The organism is Burkholderia sp. NLJ2 (assembly GCF_049487195.1).
GTDB lineage: Bacteria > Pseudomonadota > Gammaproteobacteria > Burkholderiales > Burkholderiaceae > Burkholderia > Burkholderia pyrrocinia.
In genome coordinates this window covers 2,472,941-2,496,310 of sequence record NZ_CP137808.1, presented here as the reverse complement: position 1 = coordinate 2,496,310, position 23,370 = coordinate 2,472,941, and the positions used below count along the sequence as shown (strand labels likewise).

The following is a 23,370-nucleotide window of genomic DNA, read 5'->3' as shown; positions in this document are numbered from 1 at the left end:
CCGCGAGACGAACGACAACCAGGAGACAACCCATGTTGCTGAAGGACAAGATCGTCGTGATATCCGGGATCGGGCCGGGCCTCGGTGTGAAGCTCGCCGTCGAGGCCGCGCGCGAGGGGGCGCGCGGCGTGGTCGTCGCGGCGCGCACGTTGGAGAAGCTCGACGATGCCGAAGCGCGGATTCGCACACTCCGCGTCGATTGCGACGTGCTGAAGGTGCAGACCGACATCACCGACCGCGCGCAATGCCGGCAGCTCGCGACGCAGGCCGTCGAGCGCTTCGGCCGGATCGACGCACTCGTGAACAGTGCATTCGTGCACGGCACGTTTCCGGAGCCGGTCGAGGAAGCGGATCTCGACGGCTGGCGCGCGGTGTTCGACACCAACGTGTTCGGCACGATGGCGCTCACGCAGGAGGTCGTGCCGCACATGAAGCGCGAGAAGTGTGGCGCGATCGTGATGATCAACACGCAGGCGACCCGCAAGCCTTTTGCAGGCGAAGGTGGCTACGCTGTTTCGAAGGGTGCGCTCGCAGTTGCGGCAAAATACCTGGCGCGCGAACTCGGCGTGCACGGCATTCGCGCGAACAGCATCCACATGGGCTGGATGTGGGGCGTGCCGACGCAGGCGTATTTCCGCCAGGCGGCCGCCGAATACGGGATGACGGAAGAACAGATCATCGCGCCGATCGCGTCGAACATCGCGCTCGCGAAGCTGCCGACCGACGACGACTGCGCGCGCGCGGCGCTGTTTCTCGCGTCCGACTATGCGAACGCGGTGACGGGCGCGACGCTCGACGCGAACGGCGGCGATTTCATGCCCTGACGATGGAGCAAAGGATCATGCAGGACAACCACGACGCGCGGCATTTTTTCGCGTTCAACGGCGACGCGGACGGCCTGTGCGCGCTTCAGCAACTGCGGCTCGCGGAAGGCGTGCACGGCACGCTCGTGACCGGCGTGAAGCGCGACATCAAGCTGCTCGAACGGATCGATGCTCGTGCGGGCGACCTCGTCACCGTGCTCGACGTGTCGCACGACCAGAACCGCGACGCGTGCGCGCGGCTGCTGCGCGACGGCGCGACGGTCCGCTATTTCGATCACCACTTCGCGGGCGAGCTGCCCGACGATCCGCGTTTCGACGCGCATATCGACACGGCCGCCGATGTTTGCACGAGCGCGCTCGTGAACCGCTATCTCGGCGGCCGGCATGTGCGCTGGGCGATCGTCGCGGCATTCGGCGACGAACTGCCGGCGCTCGGTAACGCGCTCGCGCAGGAGCACGGGATCGACGAGGCCGGGCGATCCACGCTCGCCGAACTCGGGCTTTACCTGAACTACAACGCGTACGGCGATTGCGTCGGCGATCTGCACTTCGATCCGGCGGCGCTCGCCGACGCGATGCTGCCATGCGTCGATCCGCTCGATTTCGTGTGCGAGACCGCCGTGTTCGCCGCACTGCGCGACGGCTACCGCGACGACATGGCGCGTGCGTGCGCGCTCGCGCCGCTGCGCGAGGTGCCGGGCGCGACGCTGGTACGGATGCCTGATCAACCGTGGGCGCGGCGTGCAACAGGGATGCTCGCGAACGAACGGATGCGCAACGCGCCGCATGCGGCGCTCGCGGTGCTGTCGCCGCGCGCCGATGGCGGGCTCGTCGTCAGTGTGCGCGTGCCCGACGGCCGGCCGCTCGGCGCCGACGAGTTCTGCCGCGGCTTTGCGACCGGAGGCGGGCGCAAGCGCGCAGGTGGCATCAACCATCTGCCGGAAACCGAGTTCGACGCATTCGCCGCGCGTTTCGAGGCGGCGTTCCGGCTCGATTGATTTAGCGATCCTCGACACGCGCGCCGTGCGGCAATCGCACGGCGCGCGTCGTCGCCGGTTCAACCGGATCAGCCGGTCGCGCCCGCGAGCACGGCCGGCACGTTGTGGCCGTAGCAGCGCTCCTCGACGCGCTCGGCGATGCGCCATCCCTGCGCGGTGCGCACGAACCGGTCGACGTACCACAGCCCGAGAAACATCACCTGCGTGCCGCCGTCCGGCAGTGCGACTTCCATCGGATTGAAGCAGATCGTGCGGCCGCGCGCGGTGTCGCCGTCGAGCCGGATCGACAGGTTGCCGACCATGTGCTGGTACTGCGGGAACTGCGGCAGCACGGTGCGCAGCCACGCCTTCACGTCCGGATAACGGCCGGCGATGCCGCCCATCGCGCGATAGTCGATCGCCGCGTCGGGCGTGAATACGGCATCGAGCGCGTCGAAGTCGCGCGTATCGATCGCGCTCGAATATGCGACGACCATTTCGCGGATGTCGTGATGGTCGGACAGCGTTTGCAGATCGGGCATCGGCCGCTCCCGGTCACGCGCTGTTGCGCCGGCGCGCCGCATGCAGCGCTTCGGCGCGCTGCTTCACGTCGCGCGCGCACTGGTCGAAGCCCTGTTTTACCCACGCGCCGTGGTTCTGCATGATCGTGTCCGCGTTGACGCCGAGGAACTGGTCGGTCGTGAAGTAACGGCAGCGCTCCGGGCCGTCGGCGTCGATGTACTGGTCGCGGCGCGCGGCGTCCTTGTTGTCGTCGGTCGGGCGCTGCTCCCACGACAGCAGGCGCTCGGGCTCACAGGCGACGAGGATCTCGTTGACGGGAATCACGGTCTCCGTGCCCGGGATGCGAACCTGCATGTGCACGAAATCGCCGAGCCTGCCGGTCGTTTCGAAGCCGACGCAAAACGTGTTCCATTCGCCGTAGCGTGAGTAGTCGGTCAGCACTTCCCACACGACGGAGGCCGGCGCGTCGATGTCGACGGTGATCGAGGTGACGAGATTCGAAGGTTTGGTCATGGAGGTTTATCGGGTGAGGCTGCGTGCGCCCGGGTGGCCGGGCGCCGCGGCGGTCGGAAGGATTCGCGCCGGCATCGGCCGGCGCGCGTGGCGGGTGCGGAGCGGGACGCGCGGTGCCGGTAGCGGCGGCACGTGCCGCACATCGCGGTGCACCCGACATCGAGCGTAGGCCGGCGGACGCGGTGAAGAATCGTCGGAATGGACTAAGGCGTTTCACCGGGCGCGCGAGGTGGTGCGATGGCCGTGGCCATCATCGGTGTTGGCACGTCGAGCGTCGGCACGTCGGCACGTCCGCACGTCCGCAGGTCCGTAGGTCGGCCGGTTGGCAGGTCGGCACGTCGGCACGTCGGCACGTCGGCAAGTTGGCACGTCAGCAGGTCGGCAGGTTGGCAGGTCGGCAGGTTGGCAGGTCGGCAGGTTGGCAGGTCGGCAGGTTGGCAGGTCGGCACGTCGGCACGTCGGCACGTCGGCAAGTTGGCAAGTTGGCAAGTTGGCAAGTTGGCAAGTCGACACGTCGAGCGTCGACACCCCGCGGCGCAGCCGCGACAATACGCATCCCGTTCCGCTTTCCGCATCGAGGTGCCCGTGCCCGCCAAGTCGTCCGTTGCTCCCGCGATCGTCTGGTTTCGCGACGATCTGCGCGTGACCGACCAGCCCGCGCTGACGCGCGCGGTCGAGTCGGGCCGGCCGCTCGTCTGCGTGTTCGTCGACGACATGGGCGCCGGCGCGGGTCGCCCGCCAGGCGGCGCAGCGCGCTGGTGGCTGCACGGGGCGCTGGCCGGGCTCGACGCCGCGCTCGCGCGTCACGGCGGGCGCCTGCTGCTGTTGCGCGGCGACGCGCAGCGCGAGATCGAGCGCGTCGCGCACGACACGGGCGCGGCGGCCGTGTACTGGAATCGCCGCTACGCGCAGCCGCAGCGCGACGCCGATGCGGCGCTGAAGGCGTCGTTCAAGGCGCGCGGCGTCACGGTCGAGAGCAGCAACGGCAGCCTGCTGAACGAACCGTGGGAGGTGCTGACGGGCAGCGGTGCGCCGTACCAGGTGTTCACCGCGTACTGGCGCGCGGCGCGCCGCGACCGCACGGTCGCCGCGCCGCTGCCGGAACCGGAACGGATCGTGTTTCAACCGTGGCCGGAAACCGTGCGTGACCGTGCGCTGGCGCTCGACGCGCTCGCGTTGCGCCCGCCCGCGCCGGACTGGGCAGGCGGCCTGCGCGATGCGTGGTCCGCACCCGACGAGGCCGGTGCGCATGAACGGCTCGACGCGTTCCTGACGGCGTCGCTCGCCGGCTACACGGATGCGCGCGATCGTCCCGACCGGCCCGCGACGAGTCGGCTGTCGCCGTACCTGCGCTTCGGCAACGTATCGCCGCGACAGGTGTGGCACGCGGTGCAGGGCGCCGCGAATGCCGGCGGCGCGGCGTACGCGGCAGACGCCGACAAGTTCCTGAGCGAGCTCGGCTGGCGCGAATTCAGCTACGCGCTGCTGTATCACTTTCCGGCGCTCGCGACCGACAACTTCCGCGCGCAGTTCGACGCGATGCCGTGGCGTGACGATTCCGCGGCGCTGCGCGCATGGCAGCGCGGCCGGACCGGCTATCCGCTCGTCGATGCGGGCCTGCGCGAGTTGTGGACGACCGGCTGGATGCACAACCGTGTGCGGATGGTCGTCGCGTCGTTCCTGATCAAGCATTTGCTGATCGACTGGCGCGCCGGCGAAGCGTGGTTCTGGGACACGCTGGTCGACGCCGATCCCGCGAACAACGCGGCGAGCTGGCAGTGGGTGGCCGGCTGCGGCGCCGACGCCGCGCCGTATTTCCGCATCTTCAACCCGGTCGCGCAGGGCCAGAAGTTCGACCCGGACGGCACATACGTGCGGCGCTGGGTGCCCGAACTCGCGGGCCTCGACACCACGTCGATCCACGCGCCGTGGGAGGCGTCGCCGCTGCAGCTCGACGCGGCCGGCGTGCGGCTCGGCGTCGACTATCCGGCACCGCTCGTCGATCACGCCGCCGCGCGCGCTCGCGCGCTCGATGCGCTGGCCGCATTGCCGAAACGTCGCTGACGGTCTGCCCGCGCGGCCCGGTTTGCCGCGTCAGTTGCAGAACGCGACGTGTTCGAGCAGCGCGTACGCGACGCCCGAGTCGAAGTAGGCCGCGCCGCACCACGCGACGAACGCGAGCGTGCCGACCGCCAGCGCCGCGCGGATCACGCCCATGCCGCGTTGCCCGATGCCGGACGCGCGATGCGCGCGTCGTCGATCGGCAGGTGCAGGAGCGCCGCGAGCACGCCGAGCGCGATCGAGCCGATCCACAGCGGCAGGTACGAATGCGTCGCGTCGTACACGCGCGCGCCGAGCCAGACGCCGAAGAAGCTGCCGAGCTGGTGCCCGAAGAACACGAAACCGAACAGCGTCGCGATGTAGCGCACGCCGAACACCTGCGAGATCACGCCGTTCGTCAGCGGCACCGTGCCGAGCCACGTGAACCCCATCACGGCCGCGAACACGTAGACGCTCGCGGGCGACAGCGGTACGACGACGAACGCGGCCATCGCGAGCGCGCGCACGAGGTACAGCACCGACAACACGTACTTGCGCCGCAGCAGCCCGCCGAGATGGCCGCACGCATAGGTGCCGGCCACGTTGGTCAGCGCGATCAGCGCGAGCGCGACGCTCGCGTGGCGCGCCGGCAGCCCGTGGTCGAGCAAGTAGGCGGGTAGATGCGTCGCGATGAACGCGAGCTGGAAGCCGCACGCGAAGAAGCCCGCGTTCAGCAGCCAGAAGCCGCGATGCGCGAACGCCTCGCGCACCGCTTCGCCGATCGACTGGTCGGGGCCGGCGCCGCCGCCGGCCGCCTGCGCGGGCCGGTCGCGCAGCAGCACGGCGAGCGGCGCGAGCAGTGCCGCGACGAGCGCCAGCGCGACGAACGCGTGCCGCCAGCCGATCCCGCCGATCAGTTCCTGCGCGACGGGCACCATGCAGAACTGGCCGAGCCCGCCGATCGCACCGGCGACGCCGAGCGCCCAGCCGCGCCGGTCGGCCGGAAACAGGCGGCTCAGCGCGCCGTAGATCGACGCGAACGCCGAGCCCGACAGCGCGATGCCGATCACGAGCCCGGCGCCGACCGTGAACATGCCGGTCGATGCCGCATGCGCCATCGTGACGAGCCCGGCCGCGTACAGCAGCATCCCGGCGACGATCACGCGTACCGAGCCGAAGCGGTCGGCGACCATCCCCGTGAACGGCTGCGCGACACCCCAGATCAGGTTCTGCAGCGCCAGTGCGAGCCCGAACGCTTCGCGCGACCAGCCGTGGTCGAGCGACACGGGCGCGAGGAACAGGCCCTGCACGTGGCGGATGCCGAGCGCGGCGCCCATGATCAGGCCGCCCGTCAGCACGGGCAGCCAGCGGCGTCGGACTTCCTGCTCGATCGGGGTCATGCGTGTCTCCGGATGAAGGCGCGCGGCAAAACGGCCGCGCTCGATCCGATTAGACGATCGGGCCCGGCGTCGCTCAAGCGATCATTCGGTCAGGTTGGCATGCGTGAGGGGAATGTGACGGAGTGCGGCCGGGCGGGGCGGCAGGTCGTGGTCGCGGTCATCCGGAACGCCGGCTTACGCGGACGCCGTGTCGTGCGTGCGCATCGCGGTATCGCATTCGGCCGCTTCGGCGAGCATCCAGTCGCGCACGTCGGCGACTTCGCGGCGCGGGGCCGGATCGTGCTGGAACAGCCAGTAGCCATACGCGTCCGACAGCGCCTGCGTGTGCGGCCCGAGCACCGCGAGCCGCCCGTCCGCGAGCATCGGTGCGACGAGTGCGAGCCGGCCGAGCGCGACACCCTGGCCCGCGATCGCGGCCTGGATCACCTGGTCGTACTGGTTGAAGCGCAGCACGCCTTTCGGGCGCGCGTCGCCGAGCCCGGCCGCATGCAGGTGCGTGCGCCACTGCAATTGCGGCTGCGGCGGCCCGTCGAATTCGAGCAGCACATGGTCGGCGATCGCGGCCGCGCTCGTGACCGGCCGCGCGGCGAGCGCAGGATGCGCGACCGGCACGACGATCTCGTCGAACAGGTGCAGCGCGCCGGCCGGCGCGCGATCGCGCGGGCAATAGCGGATGCCGAGGTCGATGCCTTCGGTGCGCAAATCGAGTACCTTGTCGTTCGCGGCGACGCGCAGGTCGATCTCCGGCAGGCGCGCCTGCAGCCGCCCGAGCCGCGGCAGCAGCCAAAGCGCGGTGACGCCGATGCTCGCGGTGATCGTGACGGGCTGGCGCTCGCGCGCGGCGGCGAGCGACGCGACGGTGTCCTGCAGGCTGTGCAGCGCCGCATCCGCGACGCGGAACAGCCGCTCGCCTTCCGGCGTGAACGCAATCTTCCGGTAGCCGCGCTGCAGCAACGCGACGCCGAGATGCGCTTCGAGCGCATGCACCTGGCGGCTGACCGCCGACTGCGTGACGCACAGGTCCTGCGCGGCGAGCGTGATGCTCATGCGGCGGCCGACCGCGACGAAACCGCGGACGAGGTCGAGCGACGGGAGACGGACGAGAGGCGTTGACATGCGCGTGACTCATGCGAACGGAGCAGCAAGATTGGTTGAGAACGCGGCACGCGTCAAGTTCAATGGAGGCTGGCCGATGGGCGCGGGCGGCAGCTTGCGGCGGCCCGGACCGCGAGGCATGGGGCCAGGGCAGGCGCCGAGGCGCTGACAGCTTTGCATGGGACCGGACTAAGCGCTGAAGCGCCAAGTCCGGTCGACATCTGGCCGACCGCGAAGCATGGGATCGCAGTAAGCGCTAAAGCGCTAACTGCGATCGACAGGAGACAGGATGACGATTTCGAACGAAGGAGGCGGGGCGGTGCAGGGCAGTCGCGCGGCGGGCGCGTTGCCGCCCGAGCCCGTGACGCTGCGCGCGGCCGACGGTTATGCATTGCGCGGCCACGTGTGGCGCCATCGCGGCGGCGGTGCGGTGCGGCCCGTGACGGTCGTCAATTGCGCGACGTCGGTGCGCTGCGACTATTACTTCCGTTTCGCGGCCTGGCTGTTCGCGCAGGGGCGCGACGTGCTCGTCTACGACTATCGCGGCATCGGCGGGTCGCGCCCGGCGCAGCTCGCGAAGCTGCGTGCGAACTGGCTCGACTGGGGGCGGCTCGATTGCGAAGCCGCGCTGCAATACGCGCGCGACGCGTTTCCGGGCCAGCCGCTCGACGTCGTCGCGCACAGCATCGGCGGCTGCCTGCTCGGGCTCGCGGCATCGAACGTATATGTGCGGCATGCGGTGACCGTCGGCGCGCAGTATGCGTACTGGCGCGATTACCTGCCGGCCGAGCGGCGCAGCATGTGGTGGAAGTGGCATGTCGCGATGCCGGCGCTCGCGGCCGTGTTCGGCTACGTGCCCGCGAAGCGGCTCGGCTGGATGGAGGACACGCCGCGCGGTGTCGCGCTGTCGTGGGCGCGCTCGCAACCGCGTTTCGAGGATGGATACATCGGCGGCGTGCTCGATGAAGGCGCCGTGAGCCGCGCGGCGTTGCCCGCGCGCTTTGCCGGGCTGTCGGCGCCGATGCTCGCGATCGGCACCGACGACGACGCGTTCGGCACGGTCGACGCGATCGAGCGGCTGGTCGGTTACTACAAGGGCAGCGACGTCACGCACCTGCGAATCGCGCCGGCCGACATCGGCGTCGACACGATCGGCCATTTCGCGTTTTTCCACAGCCGCTTCACCGACACGCTGTGGCCCGTCGCGCTGCACTGGCTGCAACACGGCGTGCTGTCGGCTGACGCGCCGGGCGTCGTGCACGCACTTCATCCCGCGTCGCGCAATCGGGTGACGGGTAGCGGCGTGCCGGGCGTGGCCGCGAACGGGTGAAGCGGGGTGCGTTGCCGTGCGCGGCCATCGAATGTCGTTCGTAAAGAATCCGTCGTTCGATGCGGACGTGGCAATACGCGCACACGCCGGTTCGTGCGCCGGCGCGATCGATTAACATCGGACGTTTCATTCCACAGCACAGGCTGCCGCGTGCCGATGCCCATTCCGTCCGATTCCGCTTCCCCGGTCGATCCCCCCCGTGCCTGGCGCGTGCATGCGCTCGACGTGCCGGCCGCTGCATCCCGCGCCGGCGTGCGGATCGCGCGCATCGATTTCGACTGGCGCGTGCCGCTGGCGTCGCGCGCCTATGCGGCGCTCAGCGATGACGAGCGGACGCGGGCCGCCCGCTTCATGCGGCACGAGGATGCGGTGCGCAGCGCCGCGACGCGCGCCGCGCTGCGCGACGTGCTCGGCGCAGCCCTCGGTGTCGCGCCGCACGCGGTCGCGATCGTCGTCGACGAATCGGGGCGGCCGTCGCCGGCCCCCGCGCATCGCACGACGCTCGATTTCAACGTGTCGCATGCGGGCGATCATGCGCTGCTCGCGTGGGCGCCCGCGGGCCGCGTCGGTGTCGACATCGAATCCTGCAAGCGCACGGCCGACTGGCGCGCGCTGATACGCGAAGTCTGCGCGCCGGCCGAGGCCGCGTATCTCGACGGCCTGCCGCCCGACGCGCGCGCGGGCGAATTCATGCGGGTCTGGTCCGCGAAGGAGGCGCTGCTCAAGGCACTCGGCACCGGCATCGTCGGCGGGCTGCGCGCATTCGCGGTCGTGCCGCCGCGCGATGCGGCGACCCCCGCGACGACGATCGTCGAGCCGTCCGCGCCCGCCGCCGGCGTCGCCGCGTTCGACGCGGCGTGGGTCGACGCGGCGCCTGGCTATGCAGCGTGCGTCGCGTGGACGCGCGCGTGAGCCGGTGTCAACGAGCGGCGCTCATTCGAGCGGCGTGTCGTTCGGCGCCGCGTAGCGCGTCCTGATCACGTCGCTCATCGGGAAGTCGAACGCCAGCCCCTTCGGCGGCACCGGCTTCATGAACCACTTGTCGTACAGCGCGTTGATCTCGCCGCTTTTCATCAGTTGCGCGAGCACGCCGTCGACGAGCGCCTTGAACTGCGGATCGTCCTTGCGCAGCATGAACCCGTAGGCTTCCGACGACTGCGGCGTGCCGACGATCTGCCAGTCGCCCGGCTTCGCGGCGAGCTGGCGCGCACCCGCGAGCAGTACGTCGTCCATCATGTACGCGGCCGCGCGGCCCGATTCGAGCGTGAGGCGTCCTTCGCCGTAGTCCTTCGCGCTGATGATCTGCATGTTCATCTTCTTTTCCTCGTTCATCTTGCGCAGCAGGCGTTCGGACGTCGTGCCCTGGTTCGTCACGACCGTCTTGCCGGCGAGATCGGGAAAGTCGCGGATACCCGACGACGTGCGCGTGAGCAGGCGCGTCGTCGCGACGAAGAAGGTGGTCGAGAACGCGACCTGCGCGTGGCGCGCGGCGAGGTTGGTCGTCACGCCGCATTCGAGATCGACGGTGCCGTTCTGCACGAGCGGAATGCGGTTCTGCGACGTGACGGGGATGAAGCGCACCTGCAGGTCGGGCTTGCCGGTGCGCGCCTTCACCGCGGCGATCACGCGATCGCACAGGTCCTGCGAGAAGCCGATCACCTTGCCGCTCGTGTCGACATAGGAGAACGGCACCGACGTCTCGCGATGGCCGATCGAGATCAGGTTGGCCTGCCGGATCTTGTCGAGCGTGCCCGACAGCGGCTCGGCGGCGAGCGACGCGCCGCACGCGAGCGCGCACGTGGCGACGAGCAGGCTGCGGCGGAACAGGGCGGCGAACCGCGGCGGGATGTTCATGACGGATCTCCTTGACGAGTGGTGATCTATATGTTGCCAAAGACAAAATAATTGCAACATATGTTAATTTGCGGCACCCACCGACCGGTCCGGCGGGCCGCGCCGGGCATCAGGGAAACTCCCGAGTCGAAATCGGCGAAAAACGGGTTGTCTAGACAAGTTCAGGTGGCTACACTTCAATCCATTCCGAACTTGTCTAGACAGGATTGCTCACATGATTACGTTGACCCCCGGCCACCTGACCCTCCCGCAACTGCGCCAGATCGCACGCGAATCCGTGCAACTGACGCTCGACCCGGCCAGCTTCGCGAAGATCGACGCCGGCGCGAAGGCCGTCGCCGACATCGCCGCGAAGGGCGAGCCGGCGTACGGCATCAACACGGGCTTCGGCCGCCTGGCCAGCACGCACATCCCGCACGATCAGCTCGAACTGCTGCAGAAGAACCTCGTGCTGTCGCACGCGGTCGGCGTCGGCGAGCCGATGGCGCGTTCGTCGGTGCGCCTGCTGATGGCGCTGAAGCTGTCGAGCCTCGGCCGTGGCCACTCGGGCATCCGCCGCGAAGTGATGGACGCGCTGATCAAGCTGTTCAACGCAGACGTGCTGCCGCTGATCCCGGTGAAGGGCTCGGTCGGCGCGTCGGGCGACCTCGCGCCGCTCGCGCACATGTCGGCCGTGCTGCTCGGCGTCGGCGAAGTGTTCATCCGCGGCGAGCGTGCCAGCGCGCTCGACGGTCTGCGCGTCGCGGGCCTCGCGCCGCTGACGCTGCAGGCGAAGGAAGGCCTCGCGCTGCTGAACGGCACGCAGGCCTCGACGGCGCTGGCGCTCGACAACATGTTCTCGATCGAAGACCTGTACCGCACCGCGCTCGTCGCGGGTGCGCTGTCGGTCGACGCGGCAGCCGGCTCGGTGAAGCCGTTCGACGCGCGCATCCACGAACTGCGCGGCCATCAAGGCCAGATCGATGCGGCCGCGTCCTATCGCGACCTGCTCGAAGGTTCGCCGATCAACCAGTCGCACCGCGACTGCGACAAGGTGCAGGATCCGTACAGCCTGCGCTGCCAGCCGCAGGTGATGGGCGCGTGCCTGGACCAGATGCGCCATGCGGCCGACGTGCTGCTGATCGAGGCGAACGCGGTGTCGGACAACCCGCTGATCTTCCCGGACACCGGCGAAGTGCTGTCGGGCGGCAACTTCCACGCCGAGCCGGTCGCGTTCGCAGCCGACAACCTCGCGCTGGCCGCAGCGGAAATCGGCGCGCTGGCCGAGCGCCGCATCGCGCTCCTGATCGACGCGACGCTGTCGGGCCTGCCCCCGTTCCTCGTACGGGACGGCGGCGTGAACTCGGGCTTCATGATTGCGCACGTGACGGCTGCCGCGCTGGCGTCGGAAAACAAGACGCTTGCACACCCGGCGTCGGTCGACTCGCTGCCGACTTCCGCGAACCAGGAAGACCACGTGTCGATGGCGACGTTCGCCGCACGCAAGCTCGCCGACATCGCGGACAACACGAAGCACATCCTCGCGATCGAACTGCTGGCCGCCGCCCAGGGCGTCGACCTGCGCGCGCCGTATCACACGAGCCCGAAGCTGGCGCCCGCGATGGAAACGATCCGCGGCAAGGTTGCGCATTACGAGCTCGACCACTACTTCGCACCGGACATCGCAGCGATCGCGAAGCTCGTCGGCGAGCGCGCGTTCGCGAAGATCAGCCCGTTCTCGTTCGCATCGGAACAGTAAGCCCATGAGCGCGCCGGTCTACCAGGAGATCAAGGATTTCATCCTGGGCCGCATCCACGCCGGCGAGTGGGAGGAGGGCGACCAGGTGCCGTCCGAGAATGAGCTGGCGCGCGAGTTCAAGGTGGCGCGCATGACCGTCAACCGCGCGCTGCGCGAGTTGACGGCCGAGCAGGTGCTCACGCGCATGAAGGGCGCGGGCACCTACGTCGCGCGGCCGAAGTACGAGTCGACGCTGGTGGCGATCCGCAGTATCTCGGAGGAGGTCGGCGCACGCGGGCATGCATATCACGCCAGCGTGCTCGACCTCGAGACGATCCGCGCCGACGAGGCGCTCGCCGACGAGATGCAGGTGGCCGTGCGCGCGAAGCTGTTTCATTCGCAGGTGCTGCACTTCGAGAACGACGAGCCGGTGCAGCTCGAAGAACGATGGGTGAATCCGGCGGTCGCGCCGGATTACGCCGAGCAGGATTTCACGAACACGACGCCGAACCTGTACCTGATGCGCGCGGCTCCGCTGCAGCGCGTCGAGTACCGGATCGAAGCGGCGGCCCCGGCGCCGGAACGGCGCGAGCAGCTGCGGATGGACGACGTCGAGCCGTGTCTGGTTTTACATCGGCGCACCTGGTCGCAGGGCGTCGTCGCCTCGGTGGCGAATCTGTGGCATCCCGGCAGCCGTTATCGCTTCACCGGGCATTTCTGATTCCTATTTGATATTCATTTTCCTTCGGGAGCAGTCGTCATGAACCATCCGAAACACATCGATCCCCGTCTCGATCCGACGCGCACGATCCGCGCGCCGCGCGGCAGCGACAAGACCTGCAAGACCTGGCTGGCCGAAGCGGCTTACCGGATGATCCAGAACAACCTGGATCCGGAAGTCGCCGAGCATCCGCATGCGCTCGTCGTGTACGGCGGCATCGGCCGCGCGGCGCGCAACTGGGAATGCTACGACCAGATCCTCGCGTCGCTGAAGGATCTCGAAGAGAACGAAACGCTGCTGATCCAATCGGGCAAGCCGGTCGGTGTGTTCCGCACGCACAAGGATGCGCCGCGCGTGCTGCTCGCGAACTCGAACCTCGTGCCGCACTGGGCGAACTGGGATCACTTCCACGAGCTCGACCGCAAGGGCCTGATGATGTACGGCCAGATGACGGCCGGCAGCTGGATCTACATCGGCAGCCAGGGCATCGTGCAGGGCACCTATGAAACGTTCTTCTCGGTCGCGAACCAGCACTTCAACGGCGATCCGTCGGGCCGCTGGATCCTGACGGGCGGCTTGGGCGGGATGGGCGGCGCGCAGCCGCTCGCGGCGACGATGGCAGGCTTCTCGATGATCGCGGTCGAATGCGACGAGACGCGCATCGACTTCCGCCTGAAGACGCGCTATGTCGACAAGAAGGCGACGACGCTCGACGAAGCGCTCGGCATGATCGAGGAAGCGAAGCGCGCGGGCACGCCCGTGTCGATCGGCCTGCTCGGCAACGCGGCCGACGTGTTCGCGGAACTCGTCGAGCGCGGCATCACGCCGGACTGCGTGACCGACCAGACGAGCGCGCACGACCCGATCAACGGCTACCTGCCGCAGGGCTGGACCGTCGCGCAATGGCGCGAAGCGCAGAAGGTCGATCCGCAGAGCATCGTGAAGGTTGCGAAGCAGTCGATGGCCGTCCAGGTGCGCGCGATGCTGGCGCTGCAGGACCGCGGTGCGGCGACGCTCGACTACGGCAACAACATCCGCCAGATGGCGCTGGAAATGGGCGTCGAGAACGCGTTCGACTTCCCGGGCTTCGTGCCGGCGTACATCCGTCCGCTGTTCTGCGAAGGCAAGGGCCCGTTCCGCTGGGTCGCGCTGTCCGGCGATCCTGAGGATATCTACAAGACCGACCAGAAGGTGAAGGAGCTGATCCCCGACGATCCGCACCTGCACAACTGGCTCGACATGGCGCGCGAGCGCATCGCGTTCCAGGGCCTGCCGGCACGGATCTGCTGGGTTGGCGTGAAGGATCGCTACCGCCTCGGCCAGGCGTTCAACGAGATGGTGAAGAACGGCGAACTGAAGGCACCGATCGTGATCGGCCGCGACCACCTCGATACCGGTTCGGTCGCAAGCCCGAACCGCGAGACGGAATCGATGAAGGACGGTTCGGACGCCGTCAGCGACTGGCCGCTGCTGAACGCGCTGCTGAACACGGCAGGCGGCGCATCGTGGGTGTCGCTGCACCATGGCGGCGGGGTCGGCATGGGCTTCTCGCAGCACTCGGGCGTCGTGATTGTCGCCGACGGTACGGCTGAAGCGCATGAGCGTCTCGGTCGCGTGCTGCTGAACGACCCGGCGACGGGCGTGATGCGCCATGCGGATGCCGGCTACGAACTCGCGCAGCAGACGGCTCGCGAAGCCGGCCTGAAGCTGCCGATGCTCGGCCGCTGAGCATGACGGCGCTTGCTCAGGCGCCGGCAGACGCGACGATGATCCGCGCGGCGGATCTCGTCGCGTCGCCGTGGAAGAACGGCGGCGGCGTGACGCGCGAAATCGGCGCGTTTCCGCCCGGCGCCGCGCTCGACGCATTCGCGTGGCGCGTGAGCGTCGCGGACGTCGGCACGGCCGGGCCGTTCTCGCGTTTCGACGGGATCGACCGCACGCTCGTGCTGCTGTCCGGCGCGGGCATGACGCTCGCTGAAGCGGGCGGCACGTGCCACGTGCTCGACGCGCCGCTGGCCCGCGCGGATTTCGCGGGCGAGACGGCGATCGACGCGACGCTGCACGACGGCGCGACGCGCGACTTCAACCTGATGACACGCCGTTCGGCCGCGCGCGGCGCGCTCGACGTGTGGCGCGCAGGCGCGCACCGCATCGAGCGTGCCGATACCGTGCTGCTGTTTTGCGCGGCCGGTGCGGTCGGCGTGGAAATCGACGGCGCGCACTACGCACTGGAAGAAATGGACACGCTGCGGCTCGACGGGCCGCGGCGTGCGTTTGACGTCGTCGTGAGCGGGGGCGGCGCGCTGCTGGCCGTCTCGCTCGCCGTCGGCGAACGAGACTGAACGCATGAAACCGACTGTCTGGCATCACCTGAGGCTGTGTCCGCACGGCCATCCCGACGAGACGATCGACGATGCGGCGATCGCGGTCGACGAAACCGGCACGATCGTCTGGCTCGGCGCGTTGTCCGCGCTGCCGCACGGTTATGGGCACTGGCAGCGCGAGGATCTGCATGGCGCGTGGGTGACGCCGGGCCTCGTCGACTGCCATACGCACCTCGTGTACGGCGGCACGCGTGCCGACGAATTCGCGCAGCGTCTTGCGGGCGTCAGCTACGAGGAAATCGCGCGGCAGGGTGGCGGGATCGTGTCGACGGTGCGCGCGACGCGCGCGGCCGACGAGACGACGCTGTTCGTGCAGGCCGCCGCGCGCCTGCAGCCGCTGCTTGCCGAAGGCGTGACCGCGATCGAGATCAAGTCGGGCTACGGGCTCGACCTCGCGACCGAACGCAAGATGCTGCGCGTCGCGCGCCAGCTCGGCGAGCGCTTCCCGGTTACCGTCTACACGACCTTCCTCGGCGCGCATGCGCTGCCGCCCGAATACGCGGGCCGTGCGGATGCGTACATCGACGAAGTGTGCGAGCGGATGCTGCCGGCGCTGGCCGACGAGGGCCTCGTCGACGCGGTCGACGTGTTCTGCGAACGCATCGGCTTTTCGCTCGCGCAGACCGAGCGCGTGTTCGAGGCCGCGACGCGGCGCGGGCTGCCCGTGAAGCTGCATGCCGAGCAACTGTCGAACGCGGGCGGCACGGCGCTCGCCGCGCGCTACCGCGCGCTGTCCGCCGATCACCTCGAATTTCTCGACGAAGCCGGCATCGAGGCAATGAAGGCGGCCGGTACGGTCGCCGTGCTGCTGCCCGGCGCGTACTACTTCATCCGCGAAACGCAATTGCCGCCGATCGAACTGCTGCGCAAGCATGGCGTGCCGATCGCGCTCGCGACCGATCACAATCCGGGCACGTCGCCGCTCGAATCGCTGCTGCTGACGTTGAACATGGGCTGCACGCTGTTCCGCATGACGGTGCCCGAGGTGCTGCAGGGCGTCACGCGCCATGCGGCCGCGGCGCTCGGCCGTGCGGATCGGCACGGTGCGCTCGAGGTCGGCCGCCAGGCTGACTTCGCTGCATGGTCGGTCGGCTCGCTGTCGGAGCTTGCTTACTGGATCGGCCGGCCGCTGTGCGAGCAGGTCGTACGCGGCGGCGCGACCGTGTTTCGCCGGATGAACGGATAGTTCTGCATGGGACCGGACCTGGCGCGGAAGTGTGCCGCGGTCCGGTCGACTGCAACGGGGCATGAGTAAGCGCCGATGCGCCGGCCCCTGCCAACCGTGGAATGGGACCAGACCAAACGCTGCAGCGTCGATTCTGGTCGATAAGGAATCGCAATGACCGACACCCTGTTGTTCGCGGACCATGCCTACCTGCCCGATGGCTGGCGCCGCAACGTGCTGCTGCGCTGGGACGCGGCCGGCACGCTGACCGAAGTGACGCCCGACACCGACGCGCCGGCAGGCGTCGCGCGCGCGGCCGGCCCGGTGCTGCCCGGCATGCCGAACCTGCACTCGCATGCATTCCAGCGCGCGATGGCCGGGCTTACCGAATACCGCGCGAATCCCGCCGACAGCTTCTGGAGCTGGCGCGACCTGATGTACCGTTTCGCGCTGAAGATCACGCCCGACGCGCTCGCGGCGGTCGCACGCTGGCTGTATGTCGAGATGCTCAAGTGCGGCTACACGTCGGTGTGCGAATTCCACTACGTGCATCATGCGCAGGACGGTTCGCGCTATCCGCAGATCGCGGAACTCGGCACGCGCGTGGTCGACGCCGCGCGCTCGGCCGGCATCGGCATCACGATGCTGCCCGTGTCGTACCAGTTCGCCGGCTTCGGCAACAAGCCGCCGCGCGACGACCAGCGCCGCTTCATCAACACGCCCGAAGGCCTGCTCGAACTGCTCGACGTCATGCGTCGCGCCGCGCCCGAGCACGGCGGGCTGCGCTACGGCGTCGCGCCGCACTCGCTGCGCGCGGTGTCCGAGAGCGGGCTGCGCGCGCTGCTCGACGGGCTGCCCGACGACGCACCCGTGCATATCCATATCGCCGAGCAGACGGCCGAAGTCGACGACTGCGTGCGTGCATACGGCGCACGGCCCGTACAATGGCTGCTCGATCGTTTCGACGTCGATGCGCGCTGGTGCCTCGTGCACGCGACGCACGTCGACGCGGCCGAAACGGCAGCGCTCGCGAAGCGGCGCGCGGTTGCCGGCCTGTGCCTGACGACCGAAGCGAACCTTGGCGACGGCGTGTTCCCGGCGGTCGACTATCTCGCGCAGGGCGGCGTGATCGGCGTCGGCTCGGACAGCCACGCGTCGGTCGACTGGCGCGCGGAGTTGCGCCTGCTCGAATACGGGCAGCGGCTCGTGCATCGCGCGCGCAACGTGCTGGCGAGCGACACGCAGGCGCATGTCGCCGATCGCCTGTTCGATGCATCGCTCGCGGGCGGTGCGCAGGCCAGCGGGCGGCACGTCGGTGCGCTGCGCGAAGGCTGCCGCGCCGACTGGCTCGTGCTCGATCCCGATCATCCGGCGATCGCCGAACACGGCAGCGCATCCTGGCTGTCGGGCATCGTGTTCGCCGAGCACGGCGAGACGCCCGTGCTCGACGTCTACACGGGCGGCGAGCGCGTCGTGAGCGGCCGCCGCCATCGCGACGAAGCCGTCGCGTATGCCGACTACCGCGCCGCGCTGGCGCAACTGCTGCGCTGACGCGCGGCAACCGGCGCACGCCGCCCGCGTGCGCCGGCAGACTCTAACGGTGATGCGACATGACTGAACAACCGGCTGTATTCACGCTGAAGCAGGGCACGCTGCCGCTGCTGATCTCGATTCCGCACGCAGGCACGCACATCCCCGACGACATCGCCGCGACGATGACGCCCGACGCACGCTTCGTCGACGATTGCGACTGGCATCTCGAGCGGCTGTACGGGTTCGCGGCGGCTCTCGGCGCATCGATCCTGGTGCCGTCGAATGCGCGCTACGTCGTCGACCTGAACCGTCCGCCCGACAACGAGAACCTGTATCCGGGGCAGGACACGACGGGGCTCGTGCCGGTCGATACGTTCGACAAGGCGCCGCTGTATCCGGCGAACGCGCTGCCCGGCGACGACGAGATCATGCGTCGCCGTGACCGCTATTGGCGTCCGTATCACGATGCGCTGCAACGCGAAGTCGCACGCCTGAAGGGCGAGCACGGCCGCGCGCTCGTGTGGGAAGCGCATTCGATCCGCTCGCACGTGCCGCGCTTCTTCGAAGGCCGCCTGCCGGACTTCAACTTCGGCACGTCGAGCGGCGCGAGCGCAGCGCCGGGCCTCGCGGAGGCGCTGGCCGCGCGCGTGCTCGCGCATGGCGACTATACGGCCGCCGCGAACGGGCGCTTCAAGGGCGGCTACATCACGCGTCACTACGGCGTGCCCGACACCGGTGTCGAAGCCGTGCAGCTCGAGCTGTCGCAGATCACCTACATGGAAGAGACGCGTCCTTACGCGTACGACGAAGCGCGTGCAGCACGGATCGTGCCGCTGCTGCAGACGCTCGTCGAAACGGCGCTCGCGCATCGCTGAGCACGGGCCGCCCGCTTGCGGCGGCGCGGCGGCGCAACGGGCCGCGGCCCTGCGACGCGCAGCGTGTGCGCCGACGCCATGCACAACACGGCATCGATCCCGGCGATCGATGCCGTTTTTTTTCGTCTGATCGATATCGTCATCGGCACCTGAAAATTTGACGCAATTTTTAGGTGATATAAGCTGAATGTCAGGAAGTCGTCACGCGCGCACCGGCGGCGCAGCCATCGATCATGGCCGCACCGCACCGGAATCCGTTGCGAGACACCTTGCCGACGTGTCGCCGCGCGGCATTGCCGCATGCGCTTCATCGCGACACGTGTCCTGCATTCATCAGTCAGTCGAGTACGATCGTGAAAGCCGCCAGCCCTTCGATACGCCGGACGCGAAGTCCGTCGGCGGGCGCGCCGCCTCAGGCCGGGCCGATCCGGCATGCTGATCGCGGCACGTGTGCCGCCCCGTTACGCGAGCCTCGTCTCTTCGCCATTTCCCATCGCGGCCTGCGCCGCTTCAATCTCGTGACCGCGCGCGTGTTCAGCGCGGTGCAGTGCGACGGCAGCGCATCCTTGTTGCCCTAGCGTTCTTTTCCGCTTCCGTTCCGGGCCGCACCGCCTGTTGCCGCATCGTCCGCGCGGCAGGATCGCGCATGCCCATGCGTCGCATCGTGGTGCGTGCGTGCGGCGCAACCGCGGACCCTCATCGTTCCGCGCGCGAACGTGTTGCGCGCAATCATCGGAGAGACGCCCATGCCTGCGCGCCCGATCGTAGCCGTCACCGCCGACCGCATCCTGCGCGGTGCGCATCCGAACCACGCGACGGGCGAGAAGTACCTTGCCGCGCTCGTCGACGGCGCCGGTGCGCTTGCGTTCGTGCTGCCCGCGCTCGGCGCGCGCCAGCCGGCCGACGCGATTGTCGCGGCGGTCGACGGGCTGCTGTTTACCGGCAGCTATTCGAATGTCGAGCCGCATCACTACGGCGATGCCGCGAGCGCGCCCGACACGCTGCACGATCCGGCGCGCGATGCGACCGCGCTGCCGCTGATCCGCGCGGCGATCGACGCGGGCGTGCCGGTGCTCGCGATCTGCCGCGGCATGCAGGAGCTGAACGTCGCGTACGGCGGCACGCTGCATCAGCGGCTGCATGCGACGACCGGCTTCGACGACCATCGCGAGCGGCCGGCCGATCCGCTCGAACGGCAGTACGGCCCCGCGCACGTCGTGCAGCTCGCGCCGGGCGGCCTGCTGCAGCGGGTCGCGCGCGGCGCGCACGAAGCGACGGTCAATTCGCTGCACGACCAGGGCATCGCGCGTCTCGGCACGGGGCTCGTCGTCGAAGCGAGCGCGCCCGACGGACTGGTCGAGGCCATCAGCGTGCGCGGCGCGCGCGCGTTCGCGCTTGGCGTGCAGTGGCATCCCGAATGGCGCTTCGCGGAGCAGCCGCTGTCGCGCGACATCTTCGCGGCATTCGGCGCGGCGTGCCGCGCGCGCATGACGCACCGCATTCATGCGGCCGGCGGCGCGATGCCGTCGCCTGCCGCATCCGACGTCGACTGAACGAGGCCGATCATGCAACCCGAACTGAGCGAATTCCTGCGCCAGCACCGTATCACCGAGGTCGAGGCGATCATTCCCGACATGGCCGGCATCGCGCGCGGCAAGATCATTCCGCGCAACAAATTCGAGTCCGGCGAATCGATGCGCCTGCCGCAGGCCGTGATGGTGCAGACCGTCACCGGCGACTATCCGGAGGACGGCTCGCTGACCGGCGTGACCGACCCCGACATGGTGTGCGTGCCCGATCCGTCGACGATCTGCCTGATCCCGTGGGCCGTCGACCCGACCGCGCAGGTGATCCACGACTGCGTGCATTTCGACGGCTCGCCCGTCGAGATTTCGCCGCGTTATGTGTTGCGCCACGTGCTCGACCTGTACAAGGAGAAGGGCTGGAAACCCGTCGTCGCACCCGAACTCGAGTTCTACCTCGTCGACATGAACGCCGATCCGGACCTGCCGCTGCGTCCGCCGGTCGGCCGGACAGGGCGTGCGGAGACCGGCCGCCAGTCGTATTCGATCGAGGCCGTCAACGAGTTCGATTCGCTGTTCGAGGACATCTACGAGTACTGCGAGATGCAGGGCCTCGATATCGAGACACTGATCCACGAAGTCGGCGCCGCGCAGATGGAGATCAACTTCGTGCACGGCGACGCGCTGCCGCTGGCCGACCAGGTGTTCCTGTTCAAGCGCACGGTGCGCGAGGCCGCGCTGCGGCACAACATGTATGCGACGTTCATGGCCAAGCCGATGGAGGGCGAGCCGGGGTCCGCGATGCACATCCACCAGAGCCTTGCGGACGCGCACACGGGGCGTAACCTGTTCGCCGACGAAGGCGGCGCCGTATCGGCGCTGTTTCACAGCTATCTCGCGGGGCTGCAGAAATACACGCCGGCGCTGATGCCGATTTTCGCGCCGTACATCAACTCGTACCGCCGCCTGTCGCGCTTCATGGCCGCGCCGATCAACGTGCAGTGGGGCTACGACAACCGCACGGTCGGCTTCCGCATCCCGCAGTCGAGCCCGGTGGCGCGCCGCATCGAGAACCGGATTCCGGGCGTCGACTGCAACCCGTACCTCGCGTTCGCGGCGACGCTCGCGGCCGGCTATCTCGGGATGACGCAGCAGCTCGCGCCGACCGAGCCGATCGCGTCGGACGGCTACGACCTGCCGTACCAGCTGCCGCGCAATCTCGAGGAAGGCATCTCGCTGATGGCTGCGAGCGAGCCGCTCGCCGGCATCCTTGGCGACAAGTTCGTGAAGGCCTACCTGGCGCTGAAGGAAACCGAATACGAAGCGTTCTTCCGCGTGATCAGCTCGTGGGAACGCAGGCACCTGCTGCTGCACGTATGAGCGTGCGGCACGGTTTTACGGAGGAAACATGACCGATCGAAACGAAGCCGTTGCACCGCGACCGGCCACGCACACGACCGCCGAATACCGCGCGCTCGACGCCGCGCACCACATCCACCCGTTCTCGGACATGGGTGCGCTGAACCGCGCGGGCAGCCGCGTGATCGTGAAGGCCGACGGCGTCTATCTGTGGGACTCGGACGGCAACAAGGTCATCGACGGGATGGCCGGCCTCTGGTGCGTGAACGTCGGCTACGGCCGCAAGGAACTCGCCGATGCCGCGTATCGCCAGCTGCAGGAACTGCCGTTCTACAACACGTTCTTCAAGACGACGCACCCGCCGGTGATCGAGCTTTCCGCGATGCTCGCGGAAGTGACGCCCGCCGGCTTCAACCACTTCTTCTATTGCAACAGCGGCTCGGAAGGCAACGACACCGTGCTGCGCCTCGTGCACCAGTACTGGCGCGTGCAGGGCCAGCCGCAGAAGAAATACGTGATCTCGCGCAGGAACGGTTATCACGGCTCGACGATCGCGGGCGGCACGCTCGGCGGGATGGGCTACATGCACGAGCAGATGCCGTCGAAGGTCGAGCATATCGTGCACATCGACCAACCGTACTTCTTCGGCGAAGCGCAGCCGGGCGAGACGCCCGAAGCGTTCGGCCTTGCGCGTGCGCAGCGGCTCGAAGCGAAGATTCTCGAACTCGGCGCGGAGAACGTCGCGGCATTCATCGGCGAGCCGTTCCAGGGCGCGGGCGGCGTGATCTTCCCGCCGTCGACGTACTGGCCGGAGATCCAGCGGATCTGCCGCAAGTACGACATCCTGCTCGTTGCCGACGAAGTGATCGGCGGCTTCGGCCGCACCGGCGAATGGTTCGCGCATCAGCACTTCGGCTTCGAGCCGGACCTGATCACGATGGCGAAGGGCCTCACGTCGGGTTATGTGCCGATGGGTGCGGTCGGGATTCACGAGCGAGTGGCGCGGCCGATCATCGACAACGGCGAATTCAACCACGGCCTCACGTACTCGGGCCATCCGGTCGCCGCGGCCGTCGCGGTCGCGAACCTGAAGCTGCTGCGCGACGAGGGGCTCGTCGAGCGCGTGAAGAACGACATCGGGCCATATTTCCAGCGCCGGCTGCGCGACGCGCTGGGCGACCATCCGATCGTCGGGGAGATTGCGGGAACGGGGCTGGTCGCCGGCGTTCAGCTTGCGCGCGACCGCGGCCGGCGCGAGCGGTTCGGCGCGGATGTCGATATCGGCACGATCTGCCGCGACTTCTGCTTCAACGGCAACCTGATCATGCGTGCGACCGGCGACCGGATGCTGCTGTCGCCGCCGCTCGTGATCCGCGAGGCGGAGGTCGACGAGATCGTCGACAAGGCACGGCGTGCGTTCGATGCGACGGCGGAGCGGGTGGGGTAGTCGCGCAACGATTTACGTGAGGCCGCAATCATGCGGCAGCGCGGTGCGTCATTTTCGACTGAGATTCGATGAATTCCGGTGGGCCGGACAG

21 protein-coding genes are annotated in these 23,370 nt (G+C 68.8%); 15 read left to right on the top strand and 6 right to left on the bottom strand.

From position 1 onward, the window contains the following. Positions 1-32: 32 nt before the first annotated feature. Entirely contained in the window at positions 33-824 is a 792-nt protein-coding gene (locus R9B84_RS11455; RefSeq protein WP_423758048.1) for an SDR family oxidoreductase, read from the top strand. Between the two features lie 17 nt (positions 825-841). Beyond that, on the top strand, positions 842-1,822 hold the full coding sequence (locus R9B84_RS11450) for an acetyltransferase (protein WP_423758047.1): 981 nt from the start codon (positions 842-844) through the stop codon (positions 1,820-1,822). A gap of 68 nt (positions 1,823-1,890) precedes the next feature. Here R9B84_RS11450 and R9B84_RS11445 read toward each other — a convergent pair whose 3' ends face one another. Beyond that, the gene (locus R9B84_RS11445) at positions 1,891-2,343 is read right to left on the bottom strand and encodes a nuclear transport factor 2 family protein (RefSeq protein ID WP_423758046.1); all 453 of its coding nucleotides are present in this window, start codon (positions 2,341-2,343) and stop codon (positions 1,891-1,893) included. Between the two features lie 13 nt (positions 2,344-2,356). Beyond that, on the bottom strand, positions 2,357-2,836 hold the full coding sequence (locus R9B84_RS11440; RefSeq protein WP_423758045.1) for an SRPBCC domain-containing protein: 480 nt from the start codon (positions 2,834-2,836) through the stop codon (positions 2,357-2,359). A gap of 585 nt (positions 2,837-3,421) precedes the next feature. Between R9B84_RS11440 and R9B84_RS11435 the strand changes: the two genes are divergently transcribed. Further along, positions 3,422-4,900 (top strand): cryptochrome/photolyase family protein, encoded by a 1,479-nt coding sequence (locus tag R9B84_RS11435; RefSeq protein WP_423758044.1) that lies wholly within the window; start codon positions 3,422-3,424, stop codon positions 4,898-4,900. Positions 4,901-4,930: 30 nt separating this feature from the next. On the opposite strand, the gene R9B84_RS11430 is transcribed toward R9B84_RS11435, so the two are convergent. The 3 genes from R9B84_RS11430 to R9B84_RS11420 form a co-directional block, all read right to left on the bottom strand. Then, positions 4,931-5,053 carry a hypothetical protein gene (locus R9B84_RS11430; protein ID WP_423758043.1) on the bottom strand — a complete coding sequence of 41 codons (123 nt, stop codon included), beginning with the start codon at positions 5,051-5,053 and terminating at the stop codon, positions 4,931-4,933. Further along, positions 5,044-6,276 (bottom strand): MFS transporter, encoded by a 1,233-nt coding sequence (locus tag R9B84_RS11425; protein ID WP_423758042.1) that lies wholly within the window; start codon positions 6,274-6,276, stop codon positions 5,044-5,046. Before R9B84_RS11425 ends, R9B84_RS11430 begins: the two co-directional genes overlap by 10 nt. A 174-nt stretch (positions 6,277-6,450) precedes the next feature. After that, positions 6,451-7,392, bottom strand: a complete 942-nt coding sequence (locus R9B84_RS11420; protein WP_423758041.1) for a LysR substrate-binding domain-containing protein — start codon at positions 7,390-7,392, stop codon at positions 6,451-6,453. A 268-nt stretch (positions 7,393-7,660) separates the two neighbouring features. Between R9B84_RS11420 and R9B84_RS11415 the strand changes: the two genes are divergently transcribed. Beyond that, positions 7,661-8,701: an alpha/beta fold hydrolase gene (locus R9B84_RS11415; RefSeq protein WP_423758040.1), complete on the top strand. Its 1,041-nt coding sequence runs from the start codon at positions 7,661-7,663 to the stop codon at positions 8,699-8,701. A 156-nt stretch (positions 8,702-8,857) separates the two neighbouring features. After that, positions 8,858-9,613, top strand: coding sequence for a 4'-phosphopantetheinyl transferase family protein (locus R9B84_RS11410; protein ID WP_423758039.1), 756 nt, complete (start codon positions 8,858-8,860; stop codon positions 9,611-9,613). Positions 9,614-9,634: 21 nt separating this feature from the next. On the opposite strand, the gene R9B84_RS11405 is transcribed toward R9B84_RS11410, so the two are convergent. Beyond that, positions 9,635-10,555 carry a glutamate/aspartate ABC transporter substrate-binding protein gene (locus R9B84_RS11405; RefSeq protein ID WP_423758038.1) on the bottom strand — a complete coding sequence of 307 codons (921 nt, stop codon included), beginning with the start codon at positions 10,553-10,555 and terminating at the stop codon, positions 9,635-9,637. Positions 10,556-10,769: 214 nt separating this feature from the next. Between R9B84_RS11405 and hutH the strand changes: the two genes are divergently transcribed. The 10 genes from hutH (at position 10,770) to R9B84_RS11355 (ending at position 23,279) form a co-directional block, all read left to right on the top strand. Then, positions 10,770-12,293 (top strand): histidine ammonia-lyase, encoded by a 1,524-nt coding sequence (hutH, locus tag R9B84_RS11400; RefSeq protein ID WP_423758037.1) that lies wholly within the window; start codon positions 10,770-10,772, stop codon positions 12,291-12,293. A 4-nt stretch (positions 12,294-12,297) separates the two neighbouring features. After that, positions 12,298-12,993, top strand: coding sequence for a histidine utilization repressor (gene hutC / locus R9B84_RS11395; RefSeq protein WP_423758036.1), 696 nt, complete (start codon positions 12,298-12,300; stop codon positions 12,991-12,993). Between the two features lie 39 nt (positions 12,994-13,032). Continuing rightward, entirely contained in the window at positions 13,033-14,721 is a 1,689-nt protein-coding gene (gene hutU, locus R9B84_RS11390) for a urocanate hydratase (protein WP_423758035.1), read from the top strand. 2 nt (positions 14,722-14,723) lie between these two features. Further along, entirely contained in the window at positions 14,724-15,335 is a 612-nt protein-coding gene (locus R9B84_RS11385) for a HutD family protein (RefSeq protein ID WP_423758034.1), read from the top strand. A 4-nt stretch (positions 15,336-15,339) separates the two neighbouring features. Next, complete coding sequence (gene hutI / locus R9B84_RS11380; RefSeq protein WP_423758033.1) at positions 15,340-16,563, top strand: imidazolonepropionase; 1,224 nt, start codon at positions 15,340-15,342, stop codon at positions 16,561-16,563. A 153-nt stretch (positions 16,564-16,716) separates the two neighbouring features. Continuing rightward, positions 16,717-18,093, top strand: a complete 1,377-nt coding sequence (locus R9B84_RS11375; RefSeq protein ID WP_423758032.1) for a formimidoylglutamate deiminase — start codon at positions 16,717-16,719, stop codon at positions 18,091-18,093. 59 nt (positions 18,094-18,152) lie between these two features. Beyond that, the gene (gene hutG / locus R9B84_RS11370) at positions 18,153-18,950 is read left to right on the top strand and encodes an N-formylglutamate deformylase (RefSeq protein WP_423758031.1); all 798 of its coding nucleotides are present in this window, start codon (positions 18,153-18,155) and stop codon (positions 18,948-18,950) included. A gap of 746 nt (positions 18,951-19,696) precedes the next feature. Next, entirely contained in the window at positions 19,697-20,503 is an 807-nt protein-coding gene (locus R9B84_RS11365; RefSeq protein ID WP_423758030.1) for a gamma-glutamyl-gamma-aminobutyrate hydrolase family protein, read from the top strand. Between the two features lie 12 nt (positions 20,504-20,515). Continuing rightward, on the top strand, positions 20,516-21,853 hold the full coding sequence (locus R9B84_RS11360) for a glutamine synthetase family protein (RefSeq protein ID WP_423758029.1): 1,338 nt from the start codon (positions 20,516-20,518) through the stop codon (positions 21,851-21,853). A 28-nt stretch (positions 21,854-21,881) separates the two neighbouring features. Then, positions 21,882-23,279, top strand: coding sequence for an aspartate aminotransferase family protein (locus R9B84_RS11355; protein ID WP_423758028.1), 1,398 nt, complete (start codon positions 21,882-21,884; stop codon positions 23,277-23,279). Positions 23,280-23,370 lie beyond the last annotated feature (91 nt).

What these genes read in the sequence shown, in the direction of transcription:
- R9B84_RS11410 (WP_423758039.1), top strand. Translation starts at nt 8,858, where the DNA reads ATGCCCATTCCGTCCGATTCCGCTTCCCCGGTCGATCCCCCCCGTGCC.
- hutG (WP_423758031.1), top strand. Translation starts at nt 18,153, where the DNA reads ATGACTGAACAACCGGCTGTATTCACGCTGAAGCAGGGCACGCTGCCG.
- hutC (WP_423758036.1), top strand. Translation starts at nt 12,298, where the DNA reads ATGAGCGCGCCGGTCTACCAGGAGATCAAGGATTTCATCCTGGGCCGC.
- R9B84_RS11430 (WP_423758043.1), bottom strand. Translation starts at nt 5,053, where the DNA reads ATGGGCGTGATCCGCGCGGCGCTGGCGGTCGGCACGCTCGCGTTCGTC.
- R9B84_RS11360 (WP_423758029.1), top strand. Translation starts at nt 20,516, where the DNA reads ATGCAACCCGAACTGAGCGAATTCCTGCGCCAGCACCGTATCACCGAG.
- hutI (WP_423758033.1), top strand. Translation starts at nt 15,340, where the DNA reads ATGAAACCGACTGTCTGGCATCACCTGAGGCTGTGTCCGCACGGCCAT.
- R9B84_RS11420 (WP_423758041.1), bottom strand. Translation starts at nt 7,392, where the DNA reads ATGTCAACGCCTCTCGTCCGTCTCCCGTCGCTCGACCTCGTCCGCGGT.
- R9B84_RS11445 (WP_423758046.1), bottom strand. Translation starts at nt 2,343, where the DNA reads ATGCCCGATCTGCAAACGCTGTCCGACCATCACGACATCCGCGAAATG.
- R9B84_RS11440 (WP_423758045.1), bottom strand. Translation starts at nt 2,836, where the DNA reads ATGACCAAACCTTCGAATCTCGTCACCTCGATCACCGTCGACATCGAC.
- R9B84_RS11405 (WP_423758038.1), bottom strand. Translation starts at nt 10,555, where the DNA reads ATGAACATCCCGCCGCGGTTCGCCGCCCTGTTCCGCCGCAGCCTGCTC.
- R9B84_RS11355 (WP_423758028.1), top strand. Translation starts at nt 21,882, where the DNA reads ATGACCGATCGAAACGAAGCCGTTGCACCGCGACCGGCCACGCACACG.
- R9B84_RS11375 (WP_423758032.1), top strand. Translation starts at nt 16,717, where the DNA reads ATGACCGACACCCTGTTGTTCGCGGACCATGCCTACCTGCCCGATGGC.
- R9B84_RS11450 (WP_423758047.1), top strand. Translation starts at nt 842, where the DNA reads ATGCAGGACAACCACGACGCGCGGCATTTTTTCGCGTTCAACGGCGAC.
- hutU (WP_423758035.1), top strand. Translation starts at nt 13,033, where the DNA reads ATGAACCATCCGAAACACATCGATCCCCGTCTCGATCCGACGCGCACG.
- R9B84_RS11415 (WP_423758040.1), top strand. Translation starts at nt 7,661, where the DNA reads ATGACGATTTCGAACGAAGGAGGCGGGGCGGTGCAGGGCAGTCGCGCG.
- R9B84_RS11425 (WP_423758042.1), bottom strand. Translation starts at nt 6,276, where the DNA reads ATGACCCCGATCGAGCAGGAAGTCCGACGCCGCTGGCTGCCCGTGCTG.
- R9B84_RS11365 (WP_423758030.1), top strand. Translation starts at nt 19,697, where the DNA reads ATGCCTGCGCGCCCGATCGTAGCCGTCACCGCCGACCGCATCCTGCGC.
- hutH (WP_423758037.1), top strand. Translation starts at nt 10,770, where the DNA reads ATGATTACGTTGACCCCCGGCCACCTGACCCTCCCGCAACTGCGCCAG.
- R9B84_RS11455 (WP_423758048.1), top strand. Translation starts at nt 33, where the DNA reads ATGTTGCTGAAGGACAAGATCGTCGTGATATCCGGGATCGGGCCGGGC.
- R9B84_RS11385 (WP_423758034.1), top strand. Translation starts at nt 14,724, where the DNA reads ATGACGGCGCTTGCTCAGGCGCCGGCAGACGCGACGATGATCCGCGCG.